Origin of the sequence: Allobosea sp. 2KB_26 (assembly GCF_052115715.1) — a bacterium.
Classification (GTDB): Bacteria; Pseudomonadota; Alphaproteobacteria; order Rhizobiales; family Beijerinckiaceae; genus Allobosea.
Genome location: NZ_JBFRHE010000020.1, coordinates 31,116 through 50,162 on the forward strand (window position 1 = coordinate 31,116; position 19,047 = coordinate 50,162).

A 19,047-nucleotide genomic window follows, 5' to 3' on the forward strand; every position below is an offset into this window, starting at 1 on the left:
ACGCGATTCGAGCCTTCTGCCGCCATGCCCCGCCCGGACCAGGACATCATCGGCCTCTACCAGCGCCATGCCCGGGCCTTCGACGAGGCACGATCCAGGATGCTCGTCGAAAAGGCCTGGCTTGATCGCTTCCTGCAGTTTCTGCCGGCCGGGGCGTCGATCCTCGATATCGGCTGCGGCGCCGCGGAGCCGATTGCGCGCTATTTCATCGAGAGTGGCTATCGCGTGACCGGCATCGATGCCTCGGCGCCCCTGATCGATCTCTGCCGGCAACGCTTCCCGGCCGATGACTGGCAGGTCGCCGATATGCGCAAGCTTTCGCTGAAACGCCGCTTTGACGGGCTGATCGCCTGGGACAGTTTCTTTCATCTCACCCCCGAAGACCAGCGGCCGATGTTCCCGATCTTCAGGGAACTTGCTGCGCCGGGCGCGGCGCTGATGTTCACCAGCGGGCCCCGGCATGGCGAGGCGATCGGCTCCTTCGAGGGCGAGCGTCTCTATCACGGCAGCCTGGCCCCGGCGGAGTACGGCGTGCTGCTCGATGAGAACGGCTTCGACGTCCTGTCCCATGTCGCCGAGGATCCGGCCTGCGGCGGGCACACGATCTGGCTCGCAAGATTGAGATAGCCACCGGTCTGCAATTGAATAATGCGGCCTGCCCGGGCGGCATTGTACCGCTTGTTAATGACATTCCTGCAAATGTCGAAAACGGCGTGAAGGCGTGTGCTCCATCCTGTGGTAGGCCTTGGTTCCCTAGCGTGATGTCGCAAACCATCGAGCTGTTCCATGAGCGAGCTGCCTCATCTGCTTAACCTCGGCAGCGATATGCGGGTTCCGCCGAAGGACGTCCCCTACGACGTCCCGCTCACTGACCTGGAAGAACTATCCCTGGCACTATCGATGGCGCGGGGCCTCGACGAGATCATGGCGATCGCGCGTGGCAGCGCGCGAAGGCTTGTCGGCGCAGACGGAATCACCTTCGTCCTGCGCGAGGGCGACCAATGCTACTATGCCGACGAGGATGCGATCGCGCCGCTCTGGAAAGGCCAGCGCTTTCCCTTCGAATCCTGCATTTCCGGCTGGGCGATGGGGCATCGCGAAGTCGTCGTCATCGACGATATCTATGCCGACAGCCGTATCCCGCATGCCGCGTATCGTCCGACATTCGTACGCAGCCTCGTCATGGTTCCGGTTCGACCGGAGGACCCCGTCGCTGCAATCGGAGCCTATTGGGCAAGCAAGCAGCCACCGTCCGAAGCCAGCGTCATCGTTCTCAAGCGCATCGCTAACAGCGCTGCCGTGGCGATGACCAATGCCGCCCTCCTCAACTCGCTCCAGGCGGCCAAGGAAGAGGCTGTGCGGGCGAAAGAGGCGGTCATCCTGGCAATGGCATCGCTGGCGGAGACCCGAGACAGCGAGACGGGAAACCACATCCGCCGCACCCAGCACTATGTTCGCGCCCTCGCCAAGGCTTCGCGCGATCGTGGCCTATACATACAGGTGCTCGATACGGATATGGTCGATCTGATCTACAAATCCGCGCCGCTGCACGATATCGGCAAGGTCGGCATCCCAGACAGCATCCTGCTTAAGCCCGGTAAGCTCGACGCGGACGAGTTCGCGGTGATGATGACGCATGCCGAGCTTGGCCGGCAGGCTATTGCCGAGGCCGAGCGGCATCTCGGGGGGGCGAGCTCGTTCCTCGGCCTGGCCATGGAGATCGCCCATAGCCATCACGAGAAATGGGACGGCAGCGGCTACCCACGAGGGTTGAAGGGAGAAGAGATCCCTCTCTCGGGGCGGTTGATGGCGATCGCCGATGTCTATGACGCTCTCGTCACCGAGCGTGCCTACAAATCGGCGCTCCCGCACGCGCAGGCGGTCGAGATCATCGTCGGCGACCGGGGGCGCCATTTCGATCCCGCGCTGACCGATGTCTTCGCGGAGATCGCTGCCAGCTTCGAGACGATCCACCGGACCTTCTCGGACGGCCCTTAGATCTCGACACAGACGGCCCGTCCGGCACGTATCCCATCACGGCCCTCCAAGTCTGGAGTGGACCGTTCGGTCTCTTCCGCCGTACTCGGATCAACCCATCTCCGTCAGCAGATTGGCATCCCGTGCCAGCCTCCAGCGCCCGTCAGGCTCCTTCCTGAACAGGGTCAGCGTGTAGCCGGCCCGGTGCCGCGATGAGCCTGTGGCGAGAGATGTTGCGGTCATGTCGAGATGACTGCGCATGAAGGCCCAGTCGCCAAGGACCTTCAGCTCGTGGATCGTGCTATTCCCTTCGATCTTGAGGTCGCCCATGGTGTCGGACATCGCGGAAAAGGTCGCCCTACCGAAGGGGGCCTGCCCCGGAACCATGAATATGGCGTCCTCCGTCATCAGCTCCAGCACCGACGCCACATCGCCGGCCTTGCTCGCGGTGAGCCATTTCTCGATGAGCGCGCGAATCTCCCTCTCGTCATCATTCATGCCGCCTCCTTCAAGGGTTGGTTACCAGAGCAGGGGCCATGGTTGCCGGGTGCGAGAGGTTGCCGGCCTTCACGCCGCGCTGAAATCCGTCCCCCGCCTTGCGCTGGCGAGCGCGGCGCCGAGTGCATCCGCAAAACCCTCCCGCTCCTGTGGGGAGAGCGCGGCAGCCACCGATACGCTGCGGCCACGCGAGACCAGCGAGAGCCCCATTAGCCCGTAATCCTCGTCTTGCTCCCTCTCGAGCTTGGTCCAGGCTGGATTGGAGCGCCAGATAGCCTCCTTGCCGTGGTGCGAAACCTTGCGCAGCAGTACCTCGAGCGGCGTCACCACGATGCGTTCGAAGGCGCGCGCCGCGTTGAAATTGACCTTGAAGGCGATGAAGAGTGCGAGGATGTCGAGGCCGAAGAAGCCGGCGACGGGCCAAGCGCCCAGCACGACGAAGGGAATCGAGGAGACGATGCTGGCGAGGCAGACGAGCGTCATCACGATGCGGAAGCCGTTCCGGCCGAGCGAGCGATGCGGCGTGATGGTCGCGTCGAAGACCGGCCGCTCCGAAATTTGCGTCCGCTCCCTGGCGTCTCCAGCGCGATCGTGCTTGCCGATGCTCATCGCCCAATTATAACGCGCACATGAGCGAACGGAACAGGCCCGCGGGCCGCGCCCAGGGGCTGGCCAAGATCACGACACCGAGACCGCGCAGCGCGGCGGGCATCCGTGAGATCTTTCTGCGCTTCCAGGCCGCCAATCCCGAGCCAAAGGGCGAACTCGAGGCCACCAACGCCTTCACCTTGTTGGTCGCCGTCGTGCTGTCGGCGCAGGCGACCGATGCGGGCGTCAACAAGGCGACGCGAAAGCTCTTCGAACTTGCCGACACGCCGCAGAAGATGGTGGCGCTTGGCGAGGACAAGGTGCGCGAACTGATCAGGACGATCGGCCTGTTCCGCACCAAGGCGAAGAATGTGATCCTGCTCAGCGAGAAGCTGATTGCGGAATTCGGTGGCGAGGTCCCCGCCGACCGTGCCGCGCTCGAAAGCCTGCCTGGTGTCGGGCGCAAGACCGCGAATGTCGTGCTCAACATCGCCTTCGGCGAGATCACCCACGCTGTCGACACCCATGTCTTCCGCATCGCCAACCGCCTGCGCATCGCGCCGGGCAAGACCGTGCTCGCAGTCGAGATGGGATTGGAGAAGGCCGTGCCGCCGGAATTCGGCCGCCACGCCCATCATTGGCTGATCCTGCACGGTCGCTACATCTGCAAGGCGCTGCGCCCCGAATGCGGCCGCTGCCTGCTCAACGATCTCTGCGACTCCCCCGACAAGTGGGTGGCTTGACGCCTTTCTCGCGATAGGCTGTCCTCTGCATGTGAGGCGCTCCGGACGCTGACCAGGCGATCCCCCAAGAGAGCGCACGGCCAGAGGAATCGCGGGAGATTGCCATGCTCAGACATATGATGCTTGCCGCCGGCGTTGCCTTGGCGGCAGCGGGGGGATTGTCGCCTGCCTTCGCCCAGACGAAGGGCCCGGTCGTCGGGGTCAGCTGGTCGAATTTCCAGGAAGAACGCTGGAAGACCGACGAGGCCGCGATCAAGGCGGCGATCGAGAAGGTCGGCGGCACCTATCTCTCGGCCGATGCCCAATCCTCTCCCGCCAAGCAGCTCACCGATGTCGAAAGCCTGATCGCCCGTGGTGCCAAGGCGCTGATCGTCCTGGCCCAGGATGCGCAGGCCATCCGGCCCGCCGTCGAGAAGGCGGTCAATGAAGGCATCGCGGTTGTCGGCTATGACCGTCTGATCGAGATTCCGCAGGCCTTCTACCTGACCTTCGACAATGTCGAGGTCGGCCGCATGATGGCGCGCGAGGTCCAGAAGGCGAAGCCGGAAGGAAACTTCGTCTTCATCAAGGGATCGAGCTCCGATCCGAATGCCGGTTTTCTCTATCAGGGCTCGGTCGAGATTCTGAAGCCGGCAATCGATTCCGGCAAGATCAAGAATGTCGGCGAGGCCTTTACCGACGGTTGGCTCCCTGCGAACGCCCAGCGCAACATGGAGCAGTTCCTGACCCGCAATGCCAACAAGGTCGACGCTGTGATCGCGGCCAATGACGGAACGGCGGGCGGCGCCATTGCGGCAATGGCCGCGCAGGGGCTCGCCGGCTCGGTGCCGGTTTCCGGCCAGGACGCCGATCGCGCGGCATTGAATCGCGTCGCGCTCGGGACGCAGACGGTGACGATCTGGAAGGATGCACGCGAACTCGGGCGCAATGCCGCCGAGATCGCGATCAAGCTTGCCGGCGGCGCCAAGCTGACCGAGATCGCGGGCGCGGCAAGCTGGAACCAGGGTCCGAGCAAGCAGGCGATGACGGCGCTCTTCCTCAAGCCCGTACCGGTGACGAAGGACAATCTCGGTGTGGTGATCGAGGCGGGCTGGGCGCCCAAGGCCGCCGTCTGCCAGGGCGTTGGCGCCGGCAAGGTCAAGGCTTGTGACTGAGGTCGCTCCAGCCCCGGTTTCCGAGAAGGTGCCGGGGCCAGGCGCAAGGAGCGTGGCCGACCACATGCGCGAGATCGAGTTCGATCCGCGCATGATCGGCATGGTCGCCGCGCTCGGGATGATCTGGCTCGGTTTCAACTGGCTTTCCGACGGAGCCTTCCTGACCCCGCGCAATCTCTGGAATCTGCTGGTCCAGACGGCGTCCATCGCCGTCATGGCTTGCGGCATGGTGCTTGTCATCGTGACGCGCAATATCGACCTCTCGGTCGGTTCGATGCTCGGCTTCGTCGGCATGGTGGTCGGGCTGGTCCAGGCGCGACTGCTGCCGGAGCTGCTGGGCTTCGAGCATCCCGCCACATGGTTCATCAGCATCCTGGTTTCCGTTGCGCTCGGCGGGGTCCTCGGCCTGTTTCAGGGCGCGTTGATCGCCTATCTCGCCATTCCCTCTTTCATCGTCACGCTCGGCGGCTTGCTTGTCTGGCGTGGCGCAGCCTGGTGGGTGACGCAGGGCCAGACCATCGCGCCGATGGACACGCGTTTCCGCCCCCTTGGTGGCGGCATCGAAGGCGCGATCGGCACGGCCGCATCCTGGGCGATCGGTCTGGTGATCTGCGCCTTGATCCTTGCCGGGATCGTGCTTGCCCGCCGCCGTCGGCGGCGCTTCGGTTTCGGCTTGCGGCCGATCTGGGCTGAAGGCGCCATTGCCGCGCTTGGCTGCGGCGCCGTGCTCGGCACCGTGATGGTCGCCAATGCGTACCCGCTGCCGGCCGGCGTTGCGCGCCGTATCGTCGAGGCCAGGGGCCTCGTCTGGCCGGAGGGCGGCCTCAGCATCGGCCATGGCCTTGCGGTTCCCGTGCTGTTGGCGCTGGCGGTCGGCATCGTGATGAGCTTCCTGACCAAGCGCTTGCGTTTCGGCCGCTATGTCTTCGCCATCGGCGGCAATCCCGAGGCAGCGCAGCTTTCCGGCGTCAACACCCGCAAGGTGCTGACCCTGGTCTACGGATTGATGGGTGTGCTGGTCGGCATTTCCGCCTGCATCTCCACGGCTCGCCTCAATGCCGCGACGAACTCGGCCGGAGCTCTCGACGAGCTCTATGTCATTGCGGCGGCGGTGATCGGCGGCACCTCGCTTGCCGGAGGTGTCGGCACGATCGCGGGTGCGATGCTGGGCGCGCTGGTGATGCAATCATTGCAGTCGGGCATGGTGCTGATCGGCGTCGACACGCCGCTCCAGAACATCGTCGTCGGCGTGGTGCTGGTCGTGGCCGTCTGGCTCGACGGGCTCTATCGTCGCAAGCTGAGCTGAGGGAGGGACATCATGAGCCTCGCCACAGTCCGGGACATCGAGGCCCCGCCGCTCGTCGAGATGCGCGACATCTCGATCGCTTTCGGCGGCATCAAGGCGGTCGACACTGTCAGCGTCGACCTCAAGGCCGGCGAGGTTGTCGGCCTGCTCGGCCATAACGGTGCCGGCAAATCGACGCTGATCAAGATCCTGTCGGGAGCCTACCGGGCGGATGCCGGCGAGATCCGCATCAGCGGCGAGCCGGCAGCGATTGCCAATCCGCGTGACGCCAAGCGCTACGGCATCGAGACGATCTACCAGACCCTGGCTTTGGCCGACAATGTCGATGCCGCCGCCAATATCTTCCTCGGGCGGGAACTGCTGACGCCCTGGCACACGCTCGATGATTCCGCGATGGAATCCGAGACGCGCAAGGTGATGGGACGGCTCAATCCGCATTTCCGGCGCTTCAAGGAGCCGGTCAAGGCGCTCTCGGGCGGCCAGCGTCAGTCGGTTGCGATCGCGCGCGCGATCTACTTCAACGCCCGGGTCCTGATCATGGACGAGCCGACGGCTGCGCTCGGGCCCGCAGAGACGAAACAGGTTGCCGACCTCATTCTTGAGCTGAAGCGTCAGGGGATCGGCATTTTCCTGATCAGTCATGACCTGCATGACGTCTTCGATCTCGCCGACCGGGTCAGCGTGATGAAGAACGGCCGGGTTGTCGGTACAGCGATCACCAGCGACGTGACGCAGGACGAGGTGCTGGCGATGATCATCTCGGGAAAATGCCCCGCGGGCGCCACTCCGGGGCCAGGCGCGCTCCGCGGTCAGGCGTAGTGTAGATCGCCAGGTCATAGGAGCCCGCCGCCTCGCAGCGGCGGGTCAGGAGATCGCGCGGTGTCGCGACCGTTCAGGCCGTCGCGTGCGGCTCGTGCCGGTAGTCCCAGACAGCCCAGGCAGAGACGGCAGCCGTCAGCACGCCAAGGATCGTGTGGGTCCAGAACGCGTTGAAGTTGCCAGTAAAGCCGAGCACCCAGGGAGCTGCCATCAGCCAGACGCCGAGCACCAGGTTCACCCATTCCTCCCATTCCTTGAACATCGAGAGCGCCGCGACCGCCACGAGGGCGAGCGCGACGCCGATGATCCAGGCGTTGCGGGCGGCCATCATGTCGCCCGTAAAACGCATGATCCAGGGAGAGATGAACAGGCACGCGGCGAGGAGAAGATTGCACAAGTCCTGCGGCCGTTTGCCTTCCGTATTCGCGGTCAACATGATCACCTCCATCAGTGACGATCATCCAAACCACCATGCCTAGCGCCTGAAGGCGCTTGGTAAGGGAAATGTGGTGTTGCCAGAAGAGCTGTTCAAGTTCGGCACGTCGGAATGAGAATGGCCGGCACGAGGCCGGCCATGATGTTGCGAGTGCTACGCACCAAGAGAGGCTTACTTGGTAATGACTTGATCGCTGCAAGCCCGGCCGCCTCGCTCACTTGGCGTCGAGCAGGTCCTTGACCGAGAGCAGCACGAGTTCGTTGTCATCGGCCTTCTTCGGGGCGCGCGACGACGAGAAGGGCAGGTTGTTGTCGTTGCCGACGACGATGATGCCATTGGCGCGGTCGACGACATCGACGTTCTCGATCGTGAAGAAGGGGAAGGGCAGCACGCCGTCGATGGCACCCTGCTTCGCCTTCTTGTCCGGGTCGGCGATCTTCATCAGGTCGATGAAGCCGATCTTGCGCACCGATTTGCCGACATTGGCGTCGGTCATCTCGATCTTCACGATCCGCTTGAACTTGGCGAGGTCGTGGAAGCAGTCCGGGCCCTTCTGGCCGGGCGCGCAGGCCTTGTCGGCCGTGCCTTCGCCATTGTCGCGCTCGATGATCAAGGCCGTGGTGGCGTCGATCATGTTGAAATCGCCGATGGCCAGCCCCTTCTGCTCGAGCGGGAAGAACCAGGAGCGGCCGGTCCACTTCTCGTTCTGCACGTCGAATTCGAGGATGCGCAGCACTTCCTTGCCGTCGACTTCCTCATTGCCCTTGGTCTCGGCGTTCCAGAGGGGGCCTTCGAGCAGCGGGTAGAGGAAGCGCCCGTCCGGCGAGGCCGCCATGCCCTCATAGCCCTTGGAGCGGCGTACATTGAACTCGACGGGCAGGTTCGGCGCGCCAGGTGTCGTCACGGCGTAATGGTCGGGCGAGCGCGCCGGCTTGCCGTCGACCGTGGTCTCGAACACCGCTTCGACCTTGCCGTCGGCGTCGACGCGGATCAGGTAGGGTCCGAATTCCTCACCGATCCAGAACTTGCCGCCGATCGGCTGGATGGATTCGGGGTCGAAATCGGCGCCCGTCAGATAGCGCTTCTCGGTGCCCTCGTGGACGATGCGGAACGGCACCTTCTTGTCGGGATCGTGCAGGAAGGTGGTCGCGAGACGTTCGATCTTGCCGCCGTTGAAATCGGCTTTGAGGCGATGGAAGAACAACATCGCATCCGGCGAGTTCACCTTGGAGCCGAAGCCGTTATCGGTCAGCACCAGGAACTCGCCATTGCCGAGCGAGCGGATGCCGGAGAAGCCCTGCACCGGCTGACCGGCAAATGGCGTGGACAGGCCGGAGGGACGGCCGCCCGACGTGCCCATGACCGTGCCGATGGCCTCGACGCGCTTGCCGGGCTGAACGAACTTACCGGAAACCTTGAGGTCGGCCGGCGCATCGGCCGGGGCCGGGATGATGGTGTTGGCCGGCAGGAGCGCATGGCCGGCGAGCTTGGCGGGGAATTCCTTCGGTGCGTCCTGCGCACCGGCGAGCATGGTCGAGGACAGCAGCAGGGCTGCAGCGAGGGCAAGGCGCATGGGTCACTCCGGCGCGGGTAAGAAGACCGCGCCGGCTTGGGCGTGCAGCATCTCAGCACAACGACGGTGCCATGACGCTTGCGTGACTGCGCGGCAGGCCGCTCAGTAACCCCGTGTCGGATCGACGACATGTTCCAGCGCTTCGCCGGCCTGCAGCCGGCGGATCTGCGCCGCGATCAGCGTCGCGATCGCCTCGGGGTCCGACATCGCGGCATTATGCGGTGTCACGGTCACGGCCGGGTGGCTCCAGAGCGGGGAATCGGCCGGCAACGGCTCGCTCTGGAACACGTCCAGTGTCGCCCCCTTCAGCGTCCCGGATTCAAGCGTGGAAAGGATATCGGCCTCGACCTGCAATCCACCTCGACCGGCATTGATCAGGAACGGCCCGCCGAGCCGCCCGTCCTGCGCCAGACCGCCGAGCAGCTTTGCATTGATGACCCCGCGCGTATCCGGTGTCAGCGGTAGGAGGCTGACCAGGATGTCGGTGCGAGCGAGGAACGCTGCCATGCCGTCTTCCCCGGCGAAGGTGGCAAGCCCGTCGACGCTCTTCGGGGAGCGGCTCCAGCCGGCGACGTCGAAGCCGAGAACCTGCAGTTTTCGCACCGCGTCGAGCCCAAGCTCGCCGAGCCCCATGACGCCGACACGCACCGAGCGGGCCGCCGGCTGGTTGCGGTCGTCTTCCCAGGATTTGGCGAGTTTCTGACGGTCGTAGCGGCGCTGCTGGCGCAGATGCATCAGGCAGTGCAGCACGATGTATTCGCTCATCCGCGTCGTCAGATCAGGATCGACCACGCGCGCGATCGGAACCGGCGGCAGGCGGCTATCGGCGAAGATATGGTCGACGCCGGCACCCAGCGAGAAGATCGCGGCGAGATTGGGCAGGCCCGCGAGGCTCCCCTCGGGATGCTTCCAGCTCGCGACGTAATGCACGGCGCGGCGGTCGAAGGGCTCGCCGAGCGTGACGACCGGGAGCTCCGGCAGCAGGGCGGCAAAACGCGCCCGCCAATCCTCGACATGCCAGCCGGTCATTGCCAGAAGCAGACTCATGATCCTGAAGTCTCCGTGATGCGTTGTGCGATCAGCGGACCGTGTCCGGCCGCGTCCTCGCCGAGTGTATAGGCCTGCCGCAGCCGGGCTTCGGCCGCGGTGAAGCTGGCCTCGTCGCGCGCATGGATGATCGCGAGCGGCCGGTCCGGCCCGACCTCCTGGCCAAGCCCTGCCAGTTCGACGAGCCCGACAGCATGGTCGATCGGATCCTGCGGCCGCGTCCGCCCACCGCCGAGCGCTACCACGGCAAGCCCCACGCCGCGCGTGTCGATGCTGCGCACGGCTCCGCTCACGGCCGGATAGGCTGCCCGGATGACCGGGGCGGGCGCGAGATGCTTTGTCGGCTTCTCCAGCAGGTCGGCCGGGCCGCCAAGCGCGACCACCATCTCGGCGAAGCGCTCTGCGGCGGCGCCGCTGCTGAAGGCCGCCTCGATCTTCGCCCGGGCTTCGTCGAGATTATGCGCGAGCTTGCCGAGCAGCAGCATCTCGGCGGCCAGGGCCACAGTCACCTCATGGAAGCGCGGTTCGCGCCGGCGGCCGGTCAGGTGCTCGAGCGCGTAAACGACTTCGAGCGTGTTGCCGGCAGCCGAGGCGAGCGGCTCGGCCATGTCGGTCATCAGCGCGGTCGTCGGCAGGCCGGCGCCATTGGCGACGCCGACGAGAGCCTCTGCGAGGTCATGCGCCTTGTTGAAGTCGGGCAGGAAGGCGCCGGAGCCGAATTTCACGTCCATGGCCAGGCCGTGCAGGCCTGCGGCGAGCTTCTTGGACAGGATCGAGGACACCAGCAGCGGAATCGTCTCGACCGTCGCGGTGACGTCGCGGATGGCATAGAGGCGCTTGTCGGCGGGAGCGAGATCGGCGGTCTGCCCGATGATGGCGCAGCCGGTTTCGCGCACCACCTTGCGGAACAGCGTGATATCCGGTTGCGTCACATATCCCGGCACCGCGTCGAGCTTGTCGAGCGTGCCGCCGGTATGGCCGAGGCCACGACCTGAGATCATCGGCACATAGCCCCCGCAGGCCGCGACGACCGCGGCTAGAGGCAAGCTGACCGTGTCGCCGACGCCGCCGGTCGAATGTTTGTCGAGTGCGGGGCCAGGCAGGTCGTCCCAGTTCAGGACCGTGCCGGAATCGCGCATGGCGAGCGTCAGGGCAACGCGTTCTTCGGCGTTCATGTCGCGGAAGAACACGGCCATGGCGAATGCGGCGGCCTGGCCCTCGCTGACGGAGCCGTCGGTCAACCCTGCGACGATCTGGCGGATATCCTCGCCGGGAAGTGTGCCGCCATCGCGCTTGGCGGCAATGATCTCCTGGGGCAGCCGCATCAATAGGCCCCGTCGATTCGCTCGCCGACGGTCTTGCCCTCGATGATGTCGACGAGGACCTGGTGCAGGCTGCTGGCGCCGATGCGGAAGGTGGAGGGCTTAGCCCAGCCCGGCCCCATCGTCTTGTCGGCCAATGCGAGATAGGCGTTTGCGTCGGTAAGCGTCTTGATCCCGCCCGAAGGCTTGATGCCGACAGGGCGTCCGGCTGCCTTGATGACGGCCAGCATGGTCTCGACCGCCGGCAGGCTGGCGGAATGGGCTGTCTTGCCGGTCGAGGTCTTGATGAAGTCGGCTCCGGCCGAAATTGCGAGCACCGAGGCACGCTTTACCGCGTCGAGATCGGGGTACTCGCCGGTTTCAAGGATGACCTTCAGCAGCCTGTCGCCACACTGGTCCTTGGCGCTCGCCACCATCTCGCGGGCAATGTCGCTGTCGCCGTCGAGGAAGGCCCGCCATGGCAGGACGAGGTCGATCTCATCGGCACCGTCCCCCAGCGCCTCCGCGACATCGCCGGCAACCAGAGCGCAATTGCTGCCCCCGGCCGGGAAATTGACCACGGTCGCGATCTTCACGGTCGAGTCGCGCAGCGCCTTGCGCGCAATCTCGACGAAGCGCGGCCAGATGCAGACGGCCGCAACGGGGCCAGGCGCTGCGACGGCGCGCGCGCAAAGTTGCAGGGTGCCGGCCTCGCTCGCCTGATCCGACAGATCGGTCAGGTCGAGGAGGCTCAGGGCTCGGGCTGCGGCTTCCAGATCGGTCATCCCTAGAGCTCCGCCAGGAAGGAGCGGAACAGGCGGCGCAGACCCGTTGACGCGGCCGCCGCAACGTCGCGGGTCTCGCCGTGGCTTGGCGCGCCGCCAAGAATGCCCGCTCCCATATTGGTGATCACCGAAATGCCGGCGACGCGAATGCCATGCCGGCGCGCGATGATGACCTCCGGCACGGTCGACATCCCGACGAGATCGGCGCCAAGCATCTTCGCCATCCTGATCTCGGCCGGGGTCTCGAAGCTCGGCCCCGAGAACCACATATAGACGCCTTCGCCCATATTGACGCCCGAAGCAGACGCCGCCTTTTTCAGGCGTGCCCGCAGATGCGGATCATAGGCATCGACCATGGGCACGAAACGCCCGTCGCCGGTGTCGCCGATCAACGGGTTCGGGGCGTTGAGATTGATATGGTCGGTAATCAGGGCAAGGCCGCCGGGGCGCAGGTCCGGCTTCAGCGAACCCGATGCATTGGTCAGGACCAGGGGCGGCGAGCCGAAGGCGGTCAGCATGCCGATCGGCACGCGCATCACCGCAGGATCTCCGGTTTCGTAGAAATGCGCCCGCCCCTGGAAAATCAGGACGCGCTTGCCGTGCAGCGTGCCATAGCAGATCGCACGGGCATGGCCTGAGACATGGCCTTGCGGGAAACCCGGGATGTCGGCGAACGGAATGACGACCGGGTCGACCACATCGTCGACGATGCGGCCGAGCCCGGTGCCGAGCACGAAGGCGCAGTCGATCCCGCCGTCGACGCCACGGTCGATCAGCGTTCCCGCTGCCTTGTCGAAACTCGGGTCAGCCGCCATTCCAATGCCTCGGTATCGGGTTCGGCCTGCACGCGAATGCGCGCAGGCCTCGCGCAAATCAGGTGCGCAAATTGGCCGGTCCGAACGAGGCTGGCAACAGCTCGGCGAGCGAAAACCGGGCACGCACGCCATCGGGGCCCGCAATCGCGATCGGCGTTTCCGGGCTCGCGAACTCGCGGATGCGCTGGCGGCAGGCACCGCAAGGGGTGACCAGTTCCTCACCGTCGCCAAGGACCAGAATGGCATGGATCGCTCGTCCGCCCGCCGCGATCATCGCGGAAATAGCGCCGGCCTCGGCGCAGACCCCGACGGGATAGGAGGCGTTCTCGACATTGCAGCCGGAATGGATCGCGCCGTTGTCATCGAGGATGGCGGCGCCGACCCGGAATGCGGAATAGGGCGCATAGGCCCGGACCTGCGCGCGCTTGGCCGTAGCGAAGAGGGCGTCGAAATTGGGCGCAGGCTCGCTCATCAACGCTCCTTCACATAGGGCAGGCCGGAGGCCTTCGGTGGCACGGCCTTGCCGATGAAACCAGCAAGCAGGATGACGGTGAGAAGATAGGGCAGGGCCTGGATCGCCTGGACGGGGACCTGCCCGATTCCAGGGAGCAGCACGCCCTGCAGCCGGATTGCGATGGCATCGAGCAGCCCGAAGAGCAGGCAGGCGCCTAGCGCCGGCCAGGGACGCCAATTGGCAAAGATCACGGCGGCAAGTGCGATGAAGCCCTTTCCGGCCGTCATTTGCGGCAGGAAGCCGGCCGATTGCGAGACGGCAAGATAGGTGCCGCCCAGCCCGCAAAGCACGCCGCAGATCACCACCGCGCCATAGCGCAGCCCGGCGACCGAGATGCCGGCTGTATCGACGGCAGCCGGGTTCTCGCCGACGGCGCGCAGCCGCAGGCCGAAGCGTGTGCGCTTCAGCACGAAGGCGGTGATCGGAACCGCGAGGATGGCGAGATAGACCGGTGCCCCATGGCCGGAAATAACCTCATCGTAGAGAAGGCCGAGGACGGGGACATGTTCGCGCATGGCCCTGGCGAAGGGCAGGGTGAGATCGCCGAAACGCGCCGCCCCTTCGAGCGGCGGGGTCCGTCCACCCTGTCCATACCAGGCATTGCCGAGCACCACGGTGACGCCGGCTGCCAGCATGTTAATGGCGACGCCGGAGACGATCTGGTTGCCGCGCCAGGTGATCGCTGCGAAGCCGTGGACGAGCGAGAGCAGGACCGAGGCCAGGATGCCGGCGCCGAGCCCTGCCCAGGCGGAGCCGGTGACGAAGGCTGCGACGGCCGAAGCGAAGGCCGCGACCAACATCTTTCCTTCCAGCCCGATATCGACGACGCCGGAGCGTTCGGACCACAGCCCGGCGAGCGCGGCGCAGAGCAGCGGAATCGACAGCCGGATCGTGGAATCGAGGATGACGGCGATGGTCGTGAGCCAGTCCATGGCTAGGCCGCCCGGCCGAGTCGGAGGGTGTTCGCGACGAGCTTGCGAAAGAGCCCGTCCAACGCTCCGGCAAAGAGGATGACCACGCCGCCGATCACGACGACCATGTCGCGGGTGATGGTCGGCTTGTCGAAGGAGAGTTCCGCTCCGCCCTGATAGAGCACGCCGAACAGAAAGGCGGAGAGCGCGACGCCGATCGGGTGCCCGCGCCCCATCAACCCGACGGCGATGCCGACGAAGCCGTAGCCGGCCGTGAAATCGATCAGGAGGCGGTGCTGCACGCCCATCGCCTCGTTGACCGCGAGCCCGCCAGCCAGGGCGCCGGAGAGCGCCATCGCAACCATGGTCATCCGGGCAGGCGAAATGCCGGCATAGGCGGCAGCACGCGGGTTGGCGCCGACGGTGCGGATCGCATAGCCGAGCCGAGAGCGATAGATCAGCGCCCAGATTGCGACGAGCGCGGCAAGCGCAAGCAGGAAGGCCGTGTTGAGAGGGGTCGCCGGCAGCTTGATCCCGAGCGGTGCGAGCAACTGGTGCATCGGCGTCAACACGGCGTGCCCGGCGAATTCCGGAGTCTCGGCCTGCATCGAGCCAGGTTTTCCCATCACGTTGACGAGCAGATAGACGCTCAGTGTCGCGGCCAGAAAATTGAACATGATCGTGGTGATCACGACATGGCTGCCGCGCGTCGCCTGCAGCCAGCCGGGGATGAAACCATAGAGCGCCCCTCCTGCCGCTCCCGCCAGGATGGCGAGCGGCACCAGCAGGATGCCGGGCAAGGGCGCGAGCCAGAGGCAGGCCAGCGCAAGGAAGATGCCGGCGATGGTCGCCTGGCCCTCGCCGCCGATGTTGAACAGCCCCGCATGGAAGGCGACGGCGACGGCAAGGCCCGTGAAGATGAAATTCGTGGTGTAGTAGAGCGTGAAGCTCAGTCCCTCGACGCTGCCGAGCGCTCCCTTCAGCAGCAGGGCCGTGGCTTCCAACGGGCTCTCGCCAATGCCGAGCACCACCAGGCCGGCGACAAGGAGCGCGGCAGTGACGCTGACGAGCGGAACCAGCCCGGCATCGGCCCAGCGGGGCAGGTCGATCGGCGTGGCGCTCATGCGGCTTCCTGGTTCACACCGGCCATCAACAGGCCGAGATCACGCTCATCGGTGGCCTCGGCCGCTCGCTCGCCGGTGATCCGGCCGCCGCACATGGCCAGGATCCGGTCGGACAACGCCATCACCTCCTCGAGCTCGACCGAAACAAGCAGGATCGCCACTCCGGCATCGCGCAGCGCAATCAGGCGGCGATGGATGAACTCGATCGCACCGATATCGACACCGCGTGTCGGCTGGCCGACGAGCAGGACTTTTGGTGCGCGCTCGATCTCGCGGGCCAGCACGATCTTCTGCTGGTTGCCGCCGGAGAATTTTGCGGCCTTCAGGGACGGGTCTGCCGGGCGCACATCATAGGCCGTCATGCCGGCGAGCGCGTGCGCCGCGATCCTGGCCGGCGAGAGGAAGGGGCCTGGTCCGAAGGTTGGGTCGTCGTGGTAGCCGAGGATGCTGTTCTCTGCCGCGGGGAAGGCGGTGACCAGTCCCATCCTGTGCCGGTCCTCGGGGATGTGCATCAGCCCGAGCTCGCGCAGATTGGCGGGTGTGCGGTCGCCGGCGTCGAGGATCTCGCCATCAAGCCGGATGAGGCCGCGCGAGGGCTGGAGCAGGCCGGCAAGCACCTCGAGCAGCTCGCTCTGGCCATTGCCGGCGACCCCGGCGATGCCGACGATCTCGCCGGCATGCAGCGTCAGGCTGACATCGCTGAGCTTCTCGCAGCCACGCTCGTCGCGGAAGCTGAGGCCGGCAGCCTCCAGAACGGGTGCCCCGCGCGGATGCGGCGTCTTCTCGACCCGCAGCAGCACGCGTCGTCCGACCATCGCCTCGGCAAGTTCGGGAGGCGAGGTCCGGGCGGTTTCGACATGCGCGACCATTGCCCCCCGCCGCATGACCGAGACCGTGTCGGTCACGTCCATGATCTCGCGCAGCTTGTGGGTGATCAGGATCACTGTCTTGCCCTGCGCCTTCAGCGATCGCAGCAGCGCAAAGAGCTGGTCGGCTTCCGACGGGGTCAGCACGGCGGTCGGTTCGTCGAGGATCAGGATCTCGGCGCCGCGGTAGAGCGCCTTCAGGATTTCGACGCGCTGCTGAAAGCCGACGGAGAGATCCCCCACGATGGCGTCCGGGTCGATGGCGAGGCCGTAATCCCGGGAGAGGCGCGCAAGCTCGGCCCGTGCCCTGGCGATACCGCCCTTGAGCAGCTTGCCGCCTTCCGCACCGAGCACGACGTTCTCGACGACGCTGAGCGGTTCGACCAGCATGAAATGCTGATGGACCATGCCGATGCCAGCCGTGATCGCATCCGCCGGTCGGCGAATCCGCAAGGGCCGGCCGGCGACCCTGATCTCACCGGAATCGGCTTCGTAGAAGCCGTAGAGGATCGACATCAGCGTCGATTTTCCGGCTCCGTTCTCGCCGACGATACCGTGGATCGAGCCGGCGGCGATTGAAAGCGAGACGTCCTTGTTGGCCTGGACGGGGCCGAAGCGCTTGCTGATCGCGATCAATTCGATGGCGGGAGGGCTCATGGCACGATCACCATGCCGTCATGGGCCCGCTCCTCCGGCAACGGGCCGTCATGGGCAAGCATGCCGGGCCCCATATGCGTCAGCACGATGCGCGGGGTCGCGAGGTCACCGCGCCGTGCCGCGAGCGTCTTGTAGTCGAGATGGTTGGCCAGCGGCCGATCGTAATTGTAGCACTCGACAAGCAGCACATCGGCTCCGGCGGCCAACGGGATCAGCGCATCGCTCCAGGCCGTATCGCCGGAAAAGGCAAAGACCTTGCCGTCGCGTGCCAGTCGATAGGCCTGGCAGGGTCCGGCGCGCTCGTCATGCACCATCGGGAAGGCGGTGATTGCGAGCCCGGCCAGCCTCGTCGGTGCTTCCGGCGTCACCTCGACGAAACGGATCGGGAAGCGCCAGGGATTGGCCGAGGCGCCGGGGAAATCGGCCTCCAGTGCATGCCACGCTCGGTGCTCGATACCCGCCGGCCCTGCGATGGTCAGGGGCTCGCTCCGGCGCGAGACGAATTGCGCTTCGAGCAGGAAGGCCGGCAGCGCGCCGAAATGGTCGCCGTGGAAATGCGTGAACAGCAGGGTCGAGATCGGGTTGCGGGCGACGTCCGCCTTGTTCAGCGCGACCATGCTCGACGAGCCGCAGTCGAGCAACATGCGCTCGCCGGCGGCCTCGACGAGCAGACAGGTGTTGAAACGCCCGCCGGATCCGAAGGCGTCGCCGGAGCCAAGGATGGTGATCTTCATCCGGATGCGGCCCCGAAGTGCTGCCCTCCCCAAGAAGGAGAGGGCGTCATGCGCCCATTCCTCACATCGTGCACTTAGAGTCCGACATGTAGTCGTGGACCTTCACCGTGCCGGCGATGATGTCATCGCGCGCCTTGTCGGCGGCGGCCTTCATCTCGGGCGTGATCAAGGCCCGGTTGGCATCGTCGAGCGCCCAGGCGACGCCGTCCTCCTTCAGCCCGAGCACGGAAATGCCCGGCTTCCAGCTGCCCTCGCGGGCCGCCTTGAAGGAGGCGTAGGTCGCGACATCGACGCGCTTCAGCATCGAGGTCAGCACCTTGCCCGGCTGCAGGGCGTTCTGGTTGGAATCGACGCCGATGCCGAGCTTGCCGGCATCCGCTGCAGCGCGCAGCACGCCGATGCCGGTGCCGCCGGCGGCGTGGTAGATCACGTCTGCGCCGCGGTCGATCTGCGACTTTGCAAGCTCGCCGCCCTTCACCGGGTCGTTCCAGGCGGAGGGCGTCGAGCCCGTCATGTTCTGGAAGACCTCGCCATCTTTCTTCGCCGCCTTGACGCCCTGGACATAGCCGCAGGCGAACTTACGGATCAGCGGGATATCCATGCCGCCGACGAAACCGACCTTGCCGCTCTTGGATGCCATCCCGGCGAGCAGGCCGACGAGATAGGAGCCCTCATGCTCCTTGAACACGACCGACTGCACGTTCGGCAGGTCGACGACCATGTCGATGATCGTGAATTTCAGGTCGGGAAATTCTGCTGCCACCTTTTGCAGGGCGGTCGCCTGGCTGAAGCCGACCGCGATGATCGGGGAATGGCCGTCGCGTGCGAAGCGCCGCAGGGCCTGCTCGATCTGCGCCTCGTTGGTCGGCTCGAAATCGCGGAACTCGACGCCGGTTTCCTTCTTGAATTTCTCGGCGCCGATGAAGGCGGCCTCGTTGAAGGATTTGTCGAATTTGCCGCCCTTGTCATAGACGACTGCCGGCTTGATTGCGGTTTGCGCTATGGCGGCGAGAGCCGAAAAGGCGACGCCCGCTAGCGCCAGCGCAAGAGATCTGACCCGCATATGTGCTTCCCCTGTGAACGCGCGGCGCGGTTTCTCCGCCCCTGCCTGTGCGCACGATGGCACGGCTTCCTCGCCCGGCCAAGCCGGACAGGAGGCCATTTCCCCTGGCCCTGCCAACGCCACGATTGCCCAATCC

General features: G+C 65.7%; 20 protein-coding genes. 6 read left to right on the forward strand and 14 right to left on the reverse strand.

The annotated features are described in order from the left end of the window. The first annotated feature begins 24 nt into the window (after window positions 1-24). Window positions 25-627, forward strand: a complete 603-nt coding sequence (locus tag AB4099_RS30615; protein ID WP_441480858.1) for a class I SAM-dependent DNA methyltransferase — start codon at window positions 25-27, stop codon at window positions 625-627. A 159-nt stretch (window positions 628-786) separates the two neighbouring features. Further along, the gene (locus AB4099_RS30620; protein WP_441480859.1) at window positions 787-1,998 is read left to right on the forward strand and encodes an HD-GYP domain-containing protein; all 1,212 of its coding nucleotides are present in this window, start codon (window positions 787-789) and stop codon (window positions 1,996-1,998) included. A 90-nt stretch (window positions 1,999-2,088) separates the two neighbouring features. On the opposite strand, the gene AB4099_RS30625 is transcribed toward AB4099_RS30620, so the two are convergent. After that, window positions 2,089-2,475 (reverse strand): YybH family protein, encoded by a 387-nt coding sequence (locus AB4099_RS30625; RefSeq protein WP_441480860.1) that lies wholly within the window; start codon window positions 2,473-2,475, stop codon window positions 2,089-2,091. 69 nt (window positions 2,476-2,544) lie between these two features. Beyond that, window positions 2,545-3,084: a DUF2244 domain-containing protein gene (locus AB4099_RS30630; RefSeq protein WP_113518373.1), complete on the reverse strand. Its 540-nt coding sequence runs from the start codon at window positions 3,082-3,084 to the stop codon at window positions 2,545-2,547. 20 nt (window positions 3,085-3,104) lie between these two features. On the opposite strand from AB4099_RS30630, the gene nth reads away from it, so the two are divergent. From nth to AB4099_RS30650, 4 genes are all read left to right on the forward strand, one after another. Beyond that, window positions 3,105-3,806 (forward strand): endonuclease III, encoded by a 702-nt coding sequence (nth, locus tag AB4099_RS30635; protein WP_441480861.1) that lies wholly within the window; start codon window positions 3,105-3,107, stop codon window positions 3,804-3,806. A 104-nt stretch (window positions 3,807-3,910) separates the two neighbouring features. Next, entirely contained in the window at window positions 3,911-4,960 is a 1,050-nt protein-coding gene (gene xylF / locus AB4099_RS30640; RefSeq protein ID WP_162768444.1) for a D-xylose ABC transporter substrate-binding protein, read from the forward strand. Window positions 4,961-5,024: 64 nt separating this feature from the next. Then, window positions 5,025-6,266: a sugar ABC transporter permease gene (locus AB4099_RS30645; RefSeq protein WP_441480895.1), complete on the forward strand. Its 1,242-nt coding sequence runs from the start codon at window positions 5,025-5,027 to the stop codon at window positions 6,264-6,266. 12 nt (window positions 6,267-6,278) lie between these two features. Then, entirely contained in the window at window positions 6,279-7,085 is an 807-nt protein-coding gene (locus AB4099_RS30650) for an ATP-binding cassette domain-containing protein (protein WP_441480862.1), read from the forward strand. 73 nt (window positions 7,086-7,158) lie between these two features. Here AB4099_RS30650 and AB4099_RS30655 read toward each other — a convergent pair whose 3' ends face one another. From AB4099_RS30655 to AB4099_RS30710, 12 genes are all read right to left on the reverse strand, one after another. Then, the gene (locus AB4099_RS30655) at window positions 7,159-7,521 is read right to left on the reverse strand and encodes an SPW repeat protein (RefSeq protein ID WP_441480863.1); all 363 of its coding nucleotides are present in this window, start codon (window positions 7,519-7,521) and stop codon (window positions 7,159-7,161) included. A 214-nt stretch (window positions 7,522-7,735) separates the two neighbouring features. Beyond that, window positions 7,736-9,094, reverse strand: coding sequence for an esterase-like activity of phytase family protein (locus AB4099_RS30660; RefSeq protein WP_441480864.1), 1,359 nt, complete (start codon window positions 9,092-9,094; stop codon window positions 7,736-7,738). A gap of 102 nt (window positions 9,095-9,196) precedes the next feature. Then, the gene (locus tag AB4099_RS30665) at window positions 9,197-10,141 is read right to left on the reverse strand and encodes a 2-hydroxyacid dehydrogenase (RefSeq protein ID WP_113518369.1); all 945 of its coding nucleotides are present in this window, start codon (window positions 10,139-10,141) and stop codon (window positions 9,197-9,199) included. Further along, a complete protein-coding gene (gene deoA / locus AB4099_RS30670; protein WP_441480865.1) occupies window positions 10,138-11,466 on the reverse strand; it encodes a thymidine phosphorylase in 1,329 nt (442 codons plus the stop codon). Before deoA ends, AB4099_RS30665 begins: the two co-directional genes overlap by 4 nt. Continuing rightward, the gene (deoC, locus tag AB4099_RS30675) at window positions 11,466-12,227 is read right to left on the reverse strand and encodes a deoxyribose-phosphate aldolase (protein ID WP_441480866.1); all 762 of its coding nucleotides are present in this window, start codon (window positions 12,225-12,227) and stop codon (window positions 11,466-11,468) included. The genes deoA and deoC overlap by 1 nt, the downstream gene beginning before the upstream one ends. Window positions 12,228-12,229: 2 nt before the next feature. Continuing rightward, window positions 12,230-13,042: a purine-nucleoside phosphorylase gene (locus AB4099_RS30680; protein WP_113518366.1), complete on the reverse strand. Its 813-nt coding sequence runs from the start codon at window positions 13,040-13,042 to the stop codon at window positions 12,230-12,232. A gap of 58 nt (window positions 13,043-13,100) precedes the next feature. Continuing rightward, window positions 13,101-13,514, reverse strand: coding sequence for a cytidine deaminase (locus AB4099_RS30685; RefSeq protein WP_113518365.1), 414 nt, complete (start codon window positions 13,512-13,514; stop codon window positions 13,101-13,103). Further along, complete coding sequence (locus tag AB4099_RS30690) at window positions 13,514-14,488, reverse strand: ABC transporter permease (RefSeq protein ID WP_441480867.1); 975 nt, start codon at window positions 14,486-14,488, stop codon at window positions 13,514-13,516. The genes AB4099_RS30685 and AB4099_RS30690 overlap by 1 nt, the downstream gene beginning before the upstream one ends. 2 nt (window positions 14,489-14,490) lie before the next feature. Then, window positions 14,491-15,591 carry an ABC transporter permease gene (locus tag AB4099_RS30695; protein WP_441480868.1) on the reverse strand — a complete coding sequence of 367 codons (1,101 nt, stop codon included), beginning with the start codon at window positions 15,589-15,591 and terminating at the stop codon, window positions 14,491-14,493. Continuing rightward, on the reverse strand, window positions 15,588-17,114 hold the full coding sequence (locus tag AB4099_RS30700) for an ABC transporter ATP-binding protein (protein WP_113518362.1): 1,527 nt from the start codon (window positions 17,112-17,114) through the stop codon (window positions 15,588-15,590). Before AB4099_RS30700 ends, AB4099_RS30695 begins: the two co-directional genes overlap by 4 nt. Further along, window positions 17,111-17,848, reverse strand: a complete 738-nt coding sequence (locus tag AB4099_RS30705) for an MBL fold metallo-hydrolase (protein ID WP_441480869.1) — start codon at window positions 17,846-17,848, stop codon at window positions 17,111-17,113. Before AB4099_RS30705 ends, AB4099_RS30700 begins: the two co-directional genes overlap by 4 nt. 61 nt (window positions 17,849-17,909) lie before the next feature. Next, a complete protein-coding gene (locus AB4099_RS30710) occupies window positions 17,910-18,911 on the reverse strand; it encodes a BMP family lipoprotein (protein ID WP_441480870.1) in 1,002 nt (333 codons plus the stop codon). Window positions 18,912-19,047: the final 136 nt, after the last annotated feature.